General features: G+C 71.1%; 18 protein-coding genes. 12 read left to right on the top strand and 6 right to left on the bottom strand.

Annotated features, from left to right (window positions below):
- Positions 1 to 8: 8 nt before the first annotated feature.
- Positions 9 to 188, top strand: a complete 180-nt coding sequence (locus QSK31_RS36510) for a hypothetical protein (RefSeq protein WP_285689258.1) — start codon at positions 9 to 11, stop codon at positions 186 to 188.
- Between the two features lie 61 nt (positions 189 to 249).
- Positions 250 to 537, top strand: coding sequence for a hypothetical protein (locus QSK31_RS36505; protein WP_285689257.1), 288 nt, complete (start codon positions 250 to 252; stop codon positions 535 to 537).
- Positions 538 to 591: 54 nt separating this feature from the next.
- Here the strand turns inward: QSK31_RS36505 and QSK31_RS36500 are convergent, their stop codons facing one another.
- From QSK31_RS36500 to QSK31_RS36490, 3 genes are all read right to left on the bottom strand, one after another.
- The gene (locus QSK31_RS36500) at positions 592 to 2,166 is read right to left on the bottom strand and encodes a DHA2 family efflux MFS transporter permease subunit (RefSeq protein WP_285689256.1); all 1,575 of its coding nucleotides are present in this window, start codon (positions 2,164 to 2,166) and stop codon (positions 592 to 594) included.
- Positions 2,167 to 2,366: 200 nt separating this feature from the next.
- Positions 2,367 to 3,194, bottom strand: a complete 828-nt coding sequence (locus QSK31_RS36495; RefSeq protein WP_285689348.1) for a polysaccharide deacetylase family protein — start codon at positions 3,192 to 3,194, stop codon at positions 2,367 to 2,369.
- A 137-nt stretch (positions 3,195 to 3,331) separates the two neighbouring features.
- Positions 3,332 to 3,511 carry a hypothetical protein gene (locus QSK31_RS36490; protein WP_285689255.1) on the bottom strand — a complete coding sequence of 60 codons (180 nt, stop codon included), beginning with the start codon at positions 3,509 to 3,511 and terminating at the stop codon, positions 3,332 to 3,334.
- A 247-nt stretch (positions 3,512 to 3,758) separates the two neighbouring features.
- Here QSK31_RS36490 and QSK31_RS36485 point away from each other — a divergent pair, with 247 nt between their 5' ends.
- The 9 genes from QSK31_RS36485 (at position 3,759) to QSK31_RS36445 (ending at position 11,690) form a co-directional block, all read left to right on the top strand.
- Positions 3,759 to 4,220: a hemerythrin domain-containing protein gene (locus QSK31_RS36485; protein WP_285689254.1), complete on the top strand. Its 462-nt coding sequence runs from the start codon at positions 3,759 to 3,761 to the stop codon at positions 4,218 to 4,220.
- A 117-nt stretch (positions 4,221 to 4,337) separates the two neighbouring features.
- Positions 4,338 to 5,336 (top strand): glycosyltransferase family 4 protein, encoded by a 999-nt coding sequence (locus QSK31_RS36480; protein ID WP_285689253.1) that lies wholly within the window; start codon positions 4,338 to 4,340, stop codon positions 5,334 to 5,336.
- Positions 5,337 to 5,466: 130 nt separating this feature from the next.
- Positions 5,467 to 6,600 carry a glycosyltransferase gene (locus QSK31_RS36475; RefSeq protein ID WP_285689252.1) on the top strand — a complete coding sequence of 378 codons (1,134 nt, stop codon included), beginning with the start codon at positions 5,467 to 5,469 and terminating at the stop codon, positions 6,598 to 6,600.
- On the top strand, positions 6,597 to 7,634 hold the full coding sequence (locus tag QSK31_RS36470; protein WP_285689251.1) for a glycosyltransferase: 1,038 nt from the start codon (positions 6,597 to 6,599) through the stop codon (positions 7,632 to 7,634). The genes QSK31_RS36475 and QSK31_RS36470 overlap by 4 nt, the downstream gene beginning before the upstream one ends.
- Positions 7,635 to 7,852: 218 nt before the next feature.
- Complete coding sequence (locus QSK31_RS36465; RefSeq protein WP_285689250.1) at positions 7,853 to 9,466, top strand: PP2C family protein-serine/threonine phosphatase; 1,614 nt, start codon at positions 7,853 to 7,855, stop codon at positions 9,464 to 9,466.
- A 48-nt stretch (positions 9,467 to 9,514) separates the two neighbouring features.
- Complete coding sequence (locus tag QSK31_RS36460; protein WP_285689249.1) at positions 9,515 to 9,838, top strand: hypothetical protein; 324 nt, start codon at positions 9,515 to 9,517, stop codon at positions 9,836 to 9,838.
- Positions 9,839 to 9,842: 4 nt separating this feature from the next.
- Positions 9,843 to 10,892: a WXG100-like domain-containing protein gene (locus QSK31_RS36455; RefSeq protein WP_285689248.1), complete on the top strand. Its 1,050-nt coding sequence runs from the start codon at positions 9,843 to 9,845 to the stop codon at positions 10,890 to 10,892.
- A gap of 4 nt (positions 10,893 to 10,896) precedes the next feature.
- Positions 10,897 to 11,232 (top strand): ArsR/SmtB family transcription factor, encoded by a 336-nt coding sequence (locus QSK31_RS36450; protein WP_285689247.1) that lies wholly within the window; start codon positions 10,897 to 10,899, stop codon positions 11,230 to 11,232.
- Positions 11,229 to 11,690: an SRPBCC domain-containing protein gene (locus QSK31_RS36445; RefSeq protein WP_285689246.1), complete on the top strand. Its 462-nt coding sequence runs from the start codon at positions 11,229 to 11,231 to the stop codon at positions 11,688 to 11,690. The genes QSK31_RS36450 and QSK31_RS36445 overlap by 4 nt, the downstream gene beginning before the upstream one ends.
- A 154-nt stretch (positions 11,691 to 11,844) precedes the next feature.
- Here the strand turns inward: QSK31_RS36445 and lepB are convergent, their stop codons facing one another.
- From lepB to QSK31_RS36430, 3 genes are all read right to left on the bottom strand, one after another.
- Positions 11,845 to 12,552 (bottom strand): signal peptidase I, encoded by a 708-nt coding sequence (lepB, locus tag QSK31_RS36440; protein WP_285689245.1) that lies wholly within the window; start codon positions 12,550 to 12,552, stop codon positions 11,845 to 11,847.
- A gap of 251 nt (positions 12,553 to 12,803) precedes the next feature.
- A complete protein-coding gene (locus tag QSK31_RS36435) occupies positions 12,804 to 13,148 on the bottom strand; it encodes a PadR family transcriptional regulator (RefSeq protein ID WP_285689244.1) in 345 nt (114 codons plus the stop codon).
- 219 nt (positions 13,149 to 13,367) lie between these two features.
- Entirely contained in the window at positions 13,368 to 14,291 is a 924-nt protein-coding gene (locus QSK31_RS36430) for a diacylglycerol/lipid kinase family protein (RefSeq protein WP_285689243.1), read from the bottom strand.
- A 49-nt stretch (positions 14,292 to 14,340) separates the two neighbouring features.
- On the opposite strand from QSK31_RS36430, the gene QSK31_RS36425 reads away from it, so the two are divergent.
- Positions 14,341 to 14,976: an ATP-binding cassette domain-containing protein gene (locus QSK31_RS36425; RefSeq protein ID WP_285689242.1), complete on the top strand. Its 636-nt coding sequence runs from the start codon at positions 14,341 to 14,343 to the stop codon at positions 14,974 to 14,976.
- The last annotated feature ends 46 nt before the right edge of the window (positions 14,977 to 15,022 follow it).

Below are 15,022 nucleotides of genomic sequence, written 5' to 3'. Positions count from 1 at the left end.
GAGACGTCATGAGCCACATCCAGAAATCCCAGATCGTGTCCGTCCTACGAGAGCGTGGCGAGCTCGACCGGGCCGATTTCGTCGACCGGCAGCTGCCGGATGAGATCGATCAGGTCAAGAACGCCTCGCTCCTGCGGATGCTGCGCCTCGACGCCGACGTGCTGGCCGCGGCCACCGTCGAGCAGTGACGACCACGCCGGTTCGTCAGCCGCGTGCACGGCGAAACCGGCGAGGGCTACGGTTGTCATCATGACGACCTACTCCGGGCCGGCCAGGCTGATACTTCATGACGGCACGAGCGTGGCCGGCATGGTTTCGCTCAGCACCAACCAGAACAGAGGCATCAACGGCTGGGGCGGCAAGTTCCGGCCGGACCAGGCCAGCGCCGAGCTTCGCGACGCGACGGACGCGAGTGACGGCCTGAAGCTGGAGTTGCCTTATGACCAGATCGGTGAGGTCACCGTGACGAGTGTGCGAAAGCTGCTCGCGACGCAGATCTTGATGTCACTCGTCGGTCGAGGTCCGTCACCGTTCTAGGCCATGGTGCGCGCTAGGCCCCGTTCTCTCGAACGGGGCCTAGAACCGTCTTTCTCAGTGCATCAGCACCGGCGTCTCGAGCTGGGTGCCCTCGCCCGTGCCGTCCGGTTTCGCGGCCGGCCGTTTGCGCGGCAGGAACGCGATCGGGATGAACGTCGCCAGCACCAGCGCGAAGCCGACCCAGAACGTGGTGCCGAACGAGTCGGCGACGAACGTCAGGCCCCTCTCGAGGATGTTCGGCGGCACCGGCAGTTGCGCGCCCTGCTGGTGGGCGATCGCGGCGCCCGCCTCGGTGATCGGCTCGCCGGTCCGCTGGTTGTTCAGGCCCGGGATCGGGTCGGACTGGTTGAGCCGGCTGGTGAGGACCACCGACATGATCGCCGAGCCGATGGAGCCGCCGATCTGCTGGAGGATGTTCACCAGCGTCGAGCCGCGAGCCACCTCGTTGCTGGTCAGCGTCCGCAGCGCCGACGTCATGATCGGCATCATCGTGCCGCCCATGCCGAGACCCATCACGAACAGCGAGCCGCACAGCAGCCAGTAGGACGTGTCGGTGCCGACCTGGGTGAACGTGAAGAACCCGGCGGCGATGAGCGCCATCGCGAACGGCACGGTGCGCCCGACCGGGATGCGGTCGGCCAGCGTTCCGGCGATCGGCATGGTGATCATCGCGCCGAGACCCTGCGGCGCCATCAGCAGGCCGGCGTGCAGCGTGGACTCGCCGCGGACCTGCAGGAAGTAGCTCGGGAAGAGCAGCCCCGCGCCCATGAACGCGATGATGAACACGAACAGTGAGATCGACGATACGGTCAGATTGCGGTTGCGGAAGAGCCGCAGGTCGAGCAGCGGGTGCTTCGGCTTGAACGAGTACAGGACGAAGCTCACCAGCAGGATCAGCCCCGCCAGCATCGTGATCCACACCTTCGGCGCGGTGATCGTGCCGGTCTCCGGCAGCGACGAGACGCCGTAGAGGAACAGCGCGAGACCCGGCGACAGCATCAGCATGCCGACGAAGTCGAACGACTCACCCGGCTGCGGGCTGTCCTTCGGCAGCGCGAACTGGGCGTAGATCAGCGCGATCACGCCGATCGGCAGGTTGATCAGGAAGACCCAGTGCCAGCTCGCCGCCTCGATCAGCCAGCCGCCGAGGATCGGGCCGCCGATCGGTCCCAGCAGCATCGGGATGCCCAGCACGGCCATCAGCCGGCCGATCCGCTGCGGCCCGGCCGCCCGTGTCATGATCGTCATGCCGAGCGGCATGAGCATGCCGCCGCCGAGGCCCTGCAGCACCCGGTAGGCGACGAGCTGCTCGATCGAGTCGGCGGTCGCGCAGAGCACGGAACCGAGCGTGAACAGCAGCAACGCCAGCATGTAGAGCCGCTTGGTGCCGAACCGGTCAGCCGCCCAGCCGCTGAGCGGGATCACGGTCGCGAGCGCCAGCGTGTAGCCGGTCATGGTCCAGGCGACCTGGGCGTAGGTCGCGTCGAACTCGGTCTGGAAGGTCGGCAGCGCGACGCTGACCACGGTGATGTCGAGGATCGACATGATCGCGCCGAGGACCACCACGCCGGCGATCTTCAGCACGGCGGCGTCCAGTTTTTCCGGTGGCGCGGCGGCTTGATCGGTCACGGGGGTAACTCCAGTCTCTGTCCGACATTTGGGCTGGTGAGCCCGCCCAGGCAGGCGATCATGCTGCCACCTCGGAAGCACGCGGGCAGCCCGTTTACGCAGATCGCCCTGCCCACGCCGCGACCCGAGGCGGCAGCAAAAGCTAGCTTGACCTGGGTTTGTTTCCTCTCGCCGCCCCGCTGACCGTGACGAGGGCCACGTCAGGCGGCGCCGGGAATGTAGTCCTGCAACCGCGCCGGAGTGAGCCCGGCGTCATGGATGGCCTTCAGGACCGCCAGGAAGTCGTTGACGAACGCGGGCCGGAAGTGCATGAGGATGACGTCGCCCGGCTGCACGACGTGCTTCTCCTGGTAGTAGACCTTGCCCTTGTTGGTGGCCTCCTTCCAGAAGAACACCGCCTTCATGCCGCAGTCGTGCGCTACACGCAGCGTGGTGGCGTCCTTAGCGCCGAACGGCGGCCGGAACAGGGTCGGCCGGCGCCCGTACCACTGTCCGAGCTGGTCGGCGGAGCCGCAGATCTCCCGCTTCTGCAGGCCGTAGGACCGGCCCTTGAGCTGCTGATGGGTGATGGTGTGCGCCTCGACGGTGGCGCCGGCCGCGACCAGCGCCTTGAAGTGGTCCACATCGGACCTGATCGCGTCGACCTGCAGGAACAGCGTCACCGGCACATGCGCGGCGGTGAGCAGGGCGAATGCCTTGGGGTTCTTCTCCCACCCGTCGTCGATGGTGATGAACGCGACCTTCTGGCTGGTCGCGATCCTGCTGATCCAGGGCGCGGAGGCGCCGCGGGGGAGCGTCATGGGCACCGCCACCGGCGGCGGGCCGAACTGTGGCACTCGCGCGAGCTCGGAGCGGGTCAACGCGACCGACCCGGCCGGGAGGGACACCGATGCGGACGGCGAAGGCGGCGGGACGTCGGGCGGGACGTCGAGCGGGGCGCTGCCGGGCGCCGGACCTGGCCGCGCGGCGGCGGTCTCCGGGCGCACGGTGGGCGAGGCGCCACAGCCGGCGACCAGCGCCAGCAACACCAACGTCGCCGACCATGGCGCGTTTCGCCGCAACTGAACCATCTAGCTTGCCTCCCAGCGTCGAGGAAACCCCTAGATCGCTGGAGACGCTTCAGAGACGCGGAAAGTTGAGTGCGGCACACATAAAATGTTTAAGATCACATTGCAGTGTCGCTGTTGGGCGCCGGCTCCTCGGCGGGCCCGGTCTCGAACGGCCGCAGCCGTCGCTCGGCCTCGGCCGCGGAACCCTCCGGAGCCCGACCGGCTCGCTCCGCCTCCGCGTGCGGGCGAGGACTGGAGAAGAGCATCTCGGGCACGTCGCGGTCGGACGTCGTCAAAAGGGATCCGTCAGGGCGACCTCTGGGCCGGGCAATTTTCGGTGATCACGGCTGCTCCTGGGCACCTGACAGGACTGGTGCGCCGCCGAGGGCTGGGGCAGCGGGCCGAAGGACAGATGCCGTCCCGGCACCGCCACGATAGCTCAACCAACCGGAAGTCGCTGGTCAGACGATTGACAGGGCCCGCGTAGTGTGGTGGCGTCAGCGCCCTGGACCCCGGCGCCCTTCGTCAGACCAGAGGCCGGCCATGCAAGCTTTCACAACAGTGATCTCGCCCGACATCATCGACGTCCTGCGCCAGGAGCACGAGCAGATCCGCGTGCTGTGTGCCGCCGTCCAAAAGGCCGGCGGGGGCCGGAAGCAGCGTCCGTTCGCCGCCCTGCGGGAAGCCGTCCACCTGCATCAGCTCGGCGAGCTCACGATCGTGCACCCGGCCGTCCGCAACACCGGCGCGGACGGCGACGGCATCGCTCTCGCCTCCCAGACGGAGGGTGAGCGGCTCGAACGGTCACTGATCGAGCTCGGCCGGCTCGGCGTCCGCCACCCGGCGTTCGACGACCGGTTCGCGGCCCTGTCCGGTGCGCTGCTCGACCACGCCACGCGCCAGGAGAGCGACGAGTTTCCGCTGCTGCGCCGCCGGGTGCCGGCCCAGCGGCTGCACATGATGGCCAGCTCGATGCGGGACGTACGAATCATGGCGCACCGGTAGGCGTAGTCTGGCGCCTGTCGCTCCAGACTCCGGCGGCCGCAGGCCGTCGCCGGCGGCCTGACCCCGATGAGAGCGGACCATGAATATCTGCACAGCAGTCGCCGCAGTCGTGCCGGCGTGAGGGTCGGGCTCCTGGGGCCGGTCGCATGGCGCACTCCGCCGCGCGCCTACGGGCCCTGGGAACAGGTCACGGGTCTGCTCGCTGACGGACTGGTGGCCGCGGGCGCCGACGTGACGCTCTTCGCGACCCTGGACTCGATCACCGCCGCCCGGCTTGACGGTGTGTGCCCGGGTGGTTACGCGGAGGATTCGTCGGTCGACGGCCGGATCGCCGAGGCGATGCACGTCTCGTACGCCCTGGCCAGGTCCGGCGAGTTCGACATCGTGCACAGCCACCTCGACTGGCTGCCTCTCGCCTTCGCCGAGCACTGCCGCGCGCCGCTTGTCACGACCGTGCACGGGTTCTCCAGCCCGAAGATCCTGCCGGCGTACCGGGCGAGCGACTCGTCGTTCGTGTCCATCTCGGATGCCGACCGCAGCCCGGACCTCGACTACGTAGCGACGGTGTACCACGGCGTGGACCTCGGCGGGCTGCCGTTCGCCCCGTCCGGTGGTCCCGGACTGGTCAGCTTCGGCCGGATCCACCCGGACAAAGGCACCCACACCGCGATCGAGATCGCTCGCCGGGCCGGGCGCAAGCTCACCCTCTGCGGTCTGGTGCAGGACGAGCGGTACTTCACCGAGCAGGTGGCGCCGCACATCGACGGTGACCGGGTGGACTTCCTCGGCGCGGTGGGGCCACAGCGCCGCGCCGAGGTCCTCGGCGCCGCCGCGGCCCTGCTGCATCCGATCGACTTCGACGAGCCGTTCGGCCTGTCGGTGGTGGAGTCCATGGCCTGCGGCACGCCGGTCATCGCGTACAAGCGCGGCTCCATGCCCGAGGTCGTCGACGAGGGCGTCACCGGTCACCTCGTGAGCGGCGTCGACCAGGCCGTCGAGGCCGTGGACGCGATCGGTGCGATCGACCGTGCCGGTTGCCGGGCCCAGGCCCGCAGGCGCTTCAGCGCGAACCGCATGGTGGCCGACTACCTGGCCGTCTACGAGCGACTCATCTGACGAACCATCCGGCCGGCCCGTTCAGGAGCCGGCCCGTCGCCCGCCACACACGCTGGCCGGTCGGCGTCATCACGCGTGAGGTCAGCCGGCATCGCACCCGCGGCGGGGCCGACGACCGGAAGGCACCAAGATGACCATCAGGTACGGATTTCTGAGCACTCACCCGCCCACCCGCTGCGGCCTGGCGACCTTCAACTCCGCCCTGGCCGCCCACCTCGGCGAGGACGGCCTCGCGGGCGGCGTCGTGCGGGTCGTCGCGAGCGGCGACGATCCCGCGCCCGCACCCGGCGTGGTGCACACCTGGTCGCCCGCGACGCCGTCCGGCTGGCGCGACACCGCCGAGGTGCTCAACACCTTCGACGTCGCCGTCGTCCAGCACGAGTACGGCATCTACCCCGGCCGCGACGGCGGCGACGTCCTGTCGGTGCTGCGCCGGCTGACCGTGCCGAGCCTGGTCGTCCTGCACACCGTGCTGACCCAGCCCACGCCGATGCAGAAGACCCTGCTCGAGCAGATCGTGGCCGAGGCCGACGCGGTCGTGACGATCACCGGCGCCGCGTACGACCGGCTGGTTCTCGGCTATGCCGTGGACGCCTCGAAGGTGTCGGTCATCCCGCACGGCGCCTCCGCCTTCGGTGGACCGCCGTCCCTGCCGCACCCGCAGCCGCACCTGCTCACCTGGGGCCTGCTGGGACCGGGCAAGGGCATCGAGTGGGCGCTGCGCGGCCTGGCCCTGCTGCGGGATCTGGAGCCCGCGCCGACCTACACCGTGGCCGGCCGGACCCACCCCAAGGTCGTCGAGCTGCACGGCGAGGCGTACCGGGCGGGTCTGCACCAGCTCGGCGCGGCCCTCGGGGTCGCGCACCGGGTGCGCTACGAGTCGGACTACCTCGACGAGGCGGCGCTCGGCGCCCTGGTCCGCTCCGCCGACGTGGTCGTCCTGCCCTACGACTCCACCGAACAGGTGACGTCCGGCGTCCTCGTGGAGGCCGTGGCGGCACGGATCCCGGTCGTCGCCACCGCGTTCCCGCACGCGGTGGAACTGCTCACCGACGGGCCCGGCCTGCTCGTGCCGCACAAGAACCCGAAGGCCATCGCGACCGCCGTCCGGCGGATCCTCACCAAGCCCGCCCTGGCCGCCACCCTCCGCACGCGCAGCGGGCACGCCGAGCCGGCGATGCGGTGGCCCGCCGTCGCCCAGCGGTACCACGACCTCGCCGCGAAGCTGGTCGCGGCCCGCCCGGTCGCCGTGGCCGGCCCGTGACCGTCCGGGCAACCGAGGCGCCGGGTCGCGACCGGGTCGTTCCCGCGCCCACCTTCGCGCACCTGAGGCGGCTCACCGACGACACCGGGCTCTTCGAGCACGCCCGGCACGCCATCGCCCGCCGCGAGCACGGCTACTGCACCGACGACGTCGCCCGGGGCCTGGTCGTCACCAGCCGCGAGGCCGATCCGTCGGCCGAGGTGATCCGGCTCGCGGAGCGCTATCTGACCTTCCTCAGCCACGCGCAGGACGCGAACGGCGCCTTCCGCAACCGGCTCGCCTTCAACCGGGAGTGGACCGACCAGCCCGGCCTGGGGGACTGGTGGGGGCGCGCCCTCTGGGGACTCGGGACCGCCGCGGCCCGATGCCCGGTCCCGTGGATCCGTGACGAGGCCCTTCTCGCCTTCACCCTGGGAGCGTCCTGCCGGGCCACCGCCCCGCGGGCCATGGCGTTCGCCGCGCTGGGCGCCGGGGAGCTGCTTCGCGCCGATCCGGACAACGATCCGGCCGCGGCCCTGCTGGCCGACGCGGCCTCCGCCATCGGGCGTCCCGGTCCCGATCCCGGCTGGCCGTGGCCGTACGAGCGGCTCACCTACGCCAACGCTGCCCTCGCCGAGGCCCTGATCGTCGCCGGCGACCTCCTCGACGACCCGCCGGTCCTGGCCGCCGGGCTGCGGATGCTGACGTGGCTGCTGGAGATCCAGGTCAGCGGCGAACACCTGTCGGTGCTCCCGTCGGCGGGCTGGCAACGCGGCGGCCCGAGGCTGCGGCACGACCAGCAGCCGATCGAGGTGGCGGCTCTGGCCGACGCGTGCGCCACCGCCGCCGCGATCACCGGCGGCCGGATCTGGGACGAGGGACTGACCCGGTCGATCGCCTGGTTCCTCGGCGACAACGACGTCGACCAGGTCATGTGGGATCCGGCGACCGGTGGCGGCTACGACGGGCTGACCCTGCACGGCGCCAACCTCAACCAGGGCGCCGAGTCCACGCTTGCCCTGATCTCGACCCTGCAGCACCGGGTCAGCGGGTGAGTTCGGCCGCCGTGGCCTGATCGGTGGTCAGGACGCTGAGCCGGCCGCCGAGCAGGCGGCGCGGATGGCGCTCCACTCGCATCCACCGCGCCCTGGACCGGCTCGGCACGGCCGCACTCGCTGAGGCACAGGAGCGCCAGGATGCCATGGCCGCCGAGCGTGTCGTGCAGGCGCCCTCATCGGCGAACTCCAGTCCGGGCTAGGGCTACATTCAGCGGGTGGACGATCTGTTCAGCGACGCCGGTTCGCTACATGAGCTGTACGCCGGCGTCGACTGGGCGGCCACCCCGCTCGGCCCGGTGTCGTCGTGGAGCCCGACGCTGCTGAGCATCCTGCGGACCGTGTGGCAGACCCGGTTCGCGGTCACCCTGTTCTGGGGGCCGGAGCAGGCGCTGATCTACAACGAGGCGTACGTGACGCTGATCGCCGACAAACATCCGGCGGCGTTCGGCGCGCCCGCCCGCGAGGTGTTCCCGGAGATCTGGGACACCATCGGCCCGATGCTGGACACGGCCGCGGCCGGCGACGGCGGCACCTGGGTGCAGGACCTGCGCCTGATGATGAACCGGCGCGGCTTCCTGGAGGAGACGTACTTCACCTTCTCCTACTCGGCCGTGATCGGCCCGACCGGCAAGGTCGAGGGCGTGATCGACGTCGCCGCCGAGACCACCGCCCAGGTGCTCGCCGACCGGCGCCTGCGACTCCTGCACCAGCTCACCGACCAGCTCGCCGACGTCGAGCACCGCGGCCACCTGCTCGAGCGCGCGCTGCCGTTGCTCCGGGCCGCCACCGACGACCTCCCCGGGGTCACGCTGCTCGTCCTCGCCTCCGACGAGCCCCTCGAGGAGCCGGGCCCGGCAGGCGAGTCGGTCACGGTGGTCAAGGACGACGAGGGTACGGCGGTGCACGTACGCCTCGCGGACGCCTCCGCCGAGGGCGACTACGGCGTGCTCATGGTGCGCCTCAGCCCGTACCTGCCGGCGGACGACGCGTACCTCGGCTTCGTCCGGCTGATCGGCGCGACGCTCACCCAGGCCCTGGACCGCATCGAGCGGCGCCGCGCCGACCGGGTCATCGCGTCCCTGGAACGCGCCATGTCCGAGGCCCTCCAGGAAAGCCTGCTCACGCACCCCGCCCAGCACGAGAGCCTCCAGGTCGCGGTGCGTTACCAGTCGTCGGTGGCGCAGTCGCACATCGGCGGCGACTGGTACGACGCCTTCCAGCTGCCGGACGGCACGCTCACCGTCGCGGTCGGCGACGTGTCCGGCCACGATCGGGCGGCGGCCACGGCGATGGCGCAGATCCGCAACGTGCTCCGCGGGATCGCGTACACCATCACCTCCCCGCCGTCCCGGATCCTCGAACATCTCAACACCGCGATGATCGGCCTGCCCGTCGACGCGTTCGCGACGGTGGTGCTCGCCCAGGTCGCCCCGAGCACCACCGGCGGCGTCCTGCGCTGGTCGAACGCCGGGCACCCGCCGCCCGCCCTGCTGCTGCCGGACGGCGCCGTCCGGATCCTCGACACGCCCCCCGAGGTTCTGCTCGGCACCCGCGCGGCCGCCTGGCGCAGCGACCACACCGTGTACCTGGAACCCGGCACGACCGTGGTCTTCTACACCGACGGCCTCATCGAGCGGCGCCTCACCGACATCGACGAGGGCCAGCAGGAGCTCGCCCGGGCCCTCGCCGGGCGCCAGCACCTCGACGCCGAGGAGCTCTGCGACCACCTGCTCGCCGAGTTCGCCCCGACGGCCGAGGACGACATCGCCCTGACCGTCATCCGCACCTTTGGTGTTGTCCCCCCGACCGTCATCCGCACCGGCAGGTAGCTGCCACCGCACCGCCCGCCGGGCCGCCCCTCGGCCATCGTTGCCGTCATGGGAGAAGGCGACGCTGACTTCGCGATGCGGACCGAGGCGACGAGGAAGTTCGTCCAGAAGCTGCGGGACCTGGCCGACGACTACGAGGTCTGGCCGGACCGCCGGGCCAAGCTCGACGCCCTGGAGGCTGCGATCGGGAAGGACGCCCGGATCGGGGCGGTCTTCGAGCGCAACTACCGGGACGCCGCCACGTCCGTCGTCGAGGCCGCCGACCAGGTCGCCCGCACGGCGCCGCAGGCGGCCTCGGTGGGGTCCTACGCCATCGGCGAGTACGAGGAGGCCGAGCATTACGCCACCCTCGGCCTGAACGCGGGACGGTGACCGGATGCCCGTCCAGGAGCCCTACACCGAAAGGCTGTTCTGGGACAAGGTGAAGGCCCGCAGCGGCTGGCCGGCCGCCGACGAGGACGCGGTCCGGAAGCTCGCCGACGAGTGGAGCTGGGCGTCCCGTCTCTTCGCCACCGCCTCCGACCTTCCCGTGGCCGACCTGCGGGGCGGCTGGCCGGACGGCACCGGCGAGTCGTACGCGCAGAGCGTCGAACTGATGATCGACCGGAGCAGCCGGGTCGAGGTCGGCGCTCTGCAGCAACGCGGCGACCTGCTGACCTACGCCGAGATCGTGGAGAACACCAAACAGGCGATCCGCACGTACGTCCACCGGCGATCGCTCACCTACGAGGGCCTCTACAACGAGGGCCAGGCCGATGGCTTCGTCACGCAGACAGCCGTCGAGGTCAACAGGTTGCTCGACCAGGCAGCCGAACAGGCCGGCGGCATCAGGACCGGGGTGGCGGTCGACTACCCGGCCGGTGGGGGAGGCTACGCCGAGTTCGAGGACGTCCAGCAGTTCATGTACGGCGAGCTCGTGAACAACCCGAAGTCTCCCGAGGCCATGCGGATCCGGGAGCTGATGAGCCACGGCACCAACGGTGATGCCACGATTGCCCTGGCGATGTGGATAGAGAAGGTGGCTCCCCTCGCCGACTGGGATCACAAGCCCGACATCGCGGCGATGACCGTCGGCGTGAACAACACGACGCCCATCCCCGGTACGTCCGGCGGCATCCGCTACGACTTCTGGTCGAACCTGCACTTCGGGTACGTGGGCCTCGACGTCGGCATCGACGAGACGACGTTGCGGCAAGGCGCCGACGCCGCCGACCTGTGGGACCGCCAGGAGGTCGACAAGGCCGACGACCTGGCCATCCAGATCGGTGCCGAGCTCCGCGAGAAGTACACGCCGGAGCAGCTGCGGCCCGAGCACATCGAGGCGGCCATCAAGGAGCACTACGCCGAGCTCGTCGAAGTCGGCGGCATCATTCCGGGCCCGCGATACTTAGCCCTTGCGCTAAGTATCGCGGTGGACAATACTTAGCCGCGTGGCACAGTATTCGGAACAGCTGGACGGGGTGTTCGTGGCCCTGGCCGACCCGACCAGGCGAGACATCGTGCGACGCCTCGGCCGCGGGCCGGCCAGCGTCGGCGACCTGGCCGGCGAGTTCCCGATGACACTGCCGTCGTTCCTGAAACACGTGCGGACCCTCGAGGCCAACGGCCTGATCCGCACCACCAAGTCCGGCCGGGTGCGCACCTGCGCGCTCAACCGCGAGCGCCTAACCGTCGTCGACGACTGGCTCGCCGAACAGCGCCGGATCTGGACGGAACGCACCGACCGCCTGGAACGTTTCCTCGACTCCGACAAGGACACCCCATGAACCCCGACCTGGATCTCACCCTCGACCGGATCATCCGCGCCCCGCGCGCCGCGGTGTGGCGCGCGTGGACCGACCCCGCCCGCTTCGCCCAGTGGTTCCTCCCGGCGCCCATGCGGCTCCGCGTCGATCGTCTCGACGTCCGCCCCGGCGGTGCCCTGGTGACCCGGATGAGCGACGACGGCACCGCGTTCGTGCCCCACCTGGACGCGACCTACCTGGTCGTCGACGACCAGGAGCGGATCGTCTTCACCAACGTCATCGACAGCTCGTGGCGCCCCACCGACCCGCAGCCGGTCCCGATGGTCGCCGAGATCACCTTCGCCGACCACCCCGACGGCACCGACTACCGCGTCCTGGTCCGCCACGGCGACCCGTCGGCCCGGGCGCAGCACGAGAAGCTCGGCTTCGCCGACGGCTGGGGCGCGGTCACCACCCAGCTCGCCGGCCTGGTCGAGTAGGCGTGACCGTGGGCCTCGTCCACATCGACCTGTTCGCGACACTGGACCTGGTCGGGCAGGCCCCCGGCGCCCCAACGAGGATCCCGCCGGCTTCCCGTTCGGCGCCTGGCTAGACGCGGCTCCGGCTACTAGACGCGGCTCCGGCTAGACGCGGTCATCGCTGGAACGGCCACACCCGGATCAGCATCCGTGCCTGGACGGCGTCCTCGCTGAGCAGCCCGTCCTGCCGGGAGTCGATGGAGACCAGGCGGTGGTCGCCGAGCACGTAGAGATGATGCGGCGACACGGTTACGGACGGGCAGTCGGTGCGCGCCTCGCCGGGGTCGGCCGGAAGGTACGGCTCGTCGACCGCGACGCCGTTGCGCAGGACCGCGCCGTCGCGGCACTCGATGGTGTCGCCGGGCAGGCCGATCACGCGTTTGACCCGGGCGGGCGGCGGTGGCGTCTCGCCCGCGGCGCTGATGCCGGGGATCACGATGACGTCGCCCCGGTGCAGGCCGGTGAGGCGGTAACCCACCTTGTCCACGAGGTATCGATCGCCGACGGTCAGGGTCGGTTCCATGCTCCCGCTGGCCATGTAGCCCACCGTCACCACGTAGCGGTTCACCGCCAGCCCGGCGAGCACGGCCACCACGGCCAGGACCGCGACTCGGCGGCTCAGGCGAACGGATCGGGGGAGCCGCCGGATGCGGCCGCGCCGCGCGTGCCACACGGTGCGGAGCCCGCCGGCGGCCCAGCGGACGGCGTCCCAGTCGCCCCGGGTGTCGCCGAACTCGGCCAGCACCGCCTCGCCCCACTCGTGGCCGCGTTCCCGGCGACCGCGCACCGCCGCCACCAGAACGGCCCGAGCCGCCCGGCGCACCACCGTCTCCCGCCCGGACCCGGTCTCGCCACCGTCTCCTGCGCGGGGCGCTATTTCGCCACCGTCCCCTGCGCGGGGCGCTATCTCGCCACCGTCTCCGGCGCGAGCCACGGCCGTGCCGCCGACTCCGTCGCGGGACGCGGTTTCGGCACCGTCTCCGTCGCGAGGCGTGGTCATGCCGTTGTCGCCTTGGCGAGGCGTAGGTTCGGCGCGAGGTGTGGTCATGCCGCTGTCACCGTCGCGGGGCGCGGTCATGCGACACCGTCGGCCGGGCGCGGCTGGACGACGGGACGGGCACGCCGGGTGCGGGCCGGTGAGGCGTCGGCCGCCGCGGCGAGGCGCTGCTGCGCGAGCGCGAACCCGTCGGCGCTCAGCCGGTAGACGTGCCGGGGTGGCCGGCCCGGTTCCTCCGAAGGCTCCCACCTCGTCTCGAGCAGCTGCTGCTCGGTGAGGCGCATCAGGATCGGGTAGAGCGTGCCCGACGCCAGCGCGGTCTCCTTGCTCAGGTCGTAGCCGTAACGCCACCGCTGAGGGTCGGCGATCAAGGCCGCGAACAGCAGCAACGTCTGCGGCGAGGTGTGCGGTAGCCGAGGCATGCGCCAAACTCTACATAACTAGACTTTGGGCGTCCAGCGTTCGATGGTCTGTTCCGCGGGCAGGCGAGAGGTGTGCGATGTGGCTGTGCCGGCCGGGTCTGTCGTGCCGAGGCGCAGCACCAGCTGGGCGCCGGCCGGTTCATCGTCGAGATGACCCCGGTCATCGGCAACAGGGCCGCCGGCCGCGGGGCGTCGAGGACGCGCTGCGTGGGCCGGGCGTCAGCGGTCGGGGGTGTTCGGCGGGGCCATCATGCGCAGGGCGTTGGCGTCCAGGCCGATGCGCAGCGGGGTGGAGCCGCGGAGCTCGCCGTCGACCTCGACGCGGGCCGGGCGGTCGGTCGACAGGGTGAGCTCGCCGACCGCCAGGAACGGGTCGTGGCGCAGGGAACGGCGGTGGCCGGTCGCCGCGTTGCGGGCCGTCTCGCGGAGCAGTCCCATCTTGTCCCTCCCGCCCACCGCGTACGCCACGAGCAGGCGGTCGTCGGCGTCCGCGTCGGCCGTGATCGGGCGGCCGGCGTGGAAGCCGCCGTTCGCCACGTACAACTGGTGGGTGTGGAACTCGTGCTCGCGCCCGCCGGCCCGGACCACCGCGCGCATGGGACGGTGCCGGGTCAGCAGACCCAGGGCCGTGATCGGGTACGCCACCCGGCCGGAGACCCGTTTGAGCAGGTGCGGCGCCTTGAGCATCACGTCGGCGGACAGGCCCACGCCGACGTGGTTGGTGAACGAGACACCGTCGGCGGTCCCCAGGTCCACGTCGACCACCTTCCCGTCGACGAGCGTGGCCACCGCCTCGTCCAGCGCGAGCGGCACTCTGGCCGTACGCGCGAAATTGTTTGTCGTCCCCAGAGGAAGGACGCCGAGCGCCATGTCCTTGTGGGCGAGCATCCGGCCGGCCGTGCTGATCGTGCCGTCGCCGCCGCCCGCGATGACCAGGTCGGCGCCGGCGTCGATGGCCCGGTGCAGCGCGTCCTCCAGGTCACCCTCCACGGGCAGGTCGGCCAGCAACGTCACACCGGAGGCCAGCAGCCGCGCGCGGACGCTCTCGTAGAGCCGCCGCCCCCGCCGCGATCGGGCGTTGACCACCAGGGCGGCCCGCCGGTGCTCGTGGATGTCCTCGGTCAGCCGCTGCTTCGTGCGCACGCCGGAACCGTACCGTCCGAGCCTGAAGGAACGTGTTTAATACCCACCCATGATCGAGATCCGGGAGCTCACGAAGCGGTACAGGGGAGTGGCGGCGATCGAGGACGTCACGTTCGACGCCGCTCCCGGCCGGGTCACCGGCTTCCTCGGTATGAACGGGTCGGGCAAGACCACCACGATGCGCATCCTGCTGGCGCTGGCCCGGGCGGACAGCGGCGCCGCGCTGATCAACGGCCGACGCTACCTCAAGCTCAGGCACCCGCAGCGCGAGATCGGCGCCGTCCTCGAGCAGGGCCTCAGCCACCCGGGCCTGACCGGGCGCGGCCACCTGGTCACGCAGGCTCTGCTGTGCGGCGCGAGCAGGCGGCGGGTCGACGACCTTCTCGCGTACGTCGGGCTGCACGGCGCCGGATCCACCCGCACGGGCGACTACTCGCTGGGCATGCGGCAACGCCTCGCGGTGGCGACCGCGCTGCTCGGCGAGCCGCCCGTGCTCGTCCTCGACGAGCCGGCGAACGGCCTCGACCCGGAGGGCATGGCCTGGCTGCGCGACCTGCTCCGGGAGCACGCGCACGGCGGCGGCACCGTGCTGATCTCCAGCCACCTGCTGATCTTCGCGGGCTGGACGGGTGCCGCCCTGCTGTGCGCGGTGATCGCGATCCGGCGGGATCTCACGGGAGACTAGGTTTGCCGGCGGTCCCTTGAGTGGATGTTCGGTCGCCGACATCATC

Source organism: Actinoplanes sp. NBRC 103695, from assembly GCF_030269485.1.
Classification (GTDB): domain Bacteria; phylum Actinomycetota; class Actinomycetes; order Mycobacteriales; family Micromonosporaceae; genus Actinoplanes.
The sequence above is the reverse complement of the archived record's forward strand: the minus strand, read 5'-3'. Positions and strand labels throughout refer to the sequence as shown.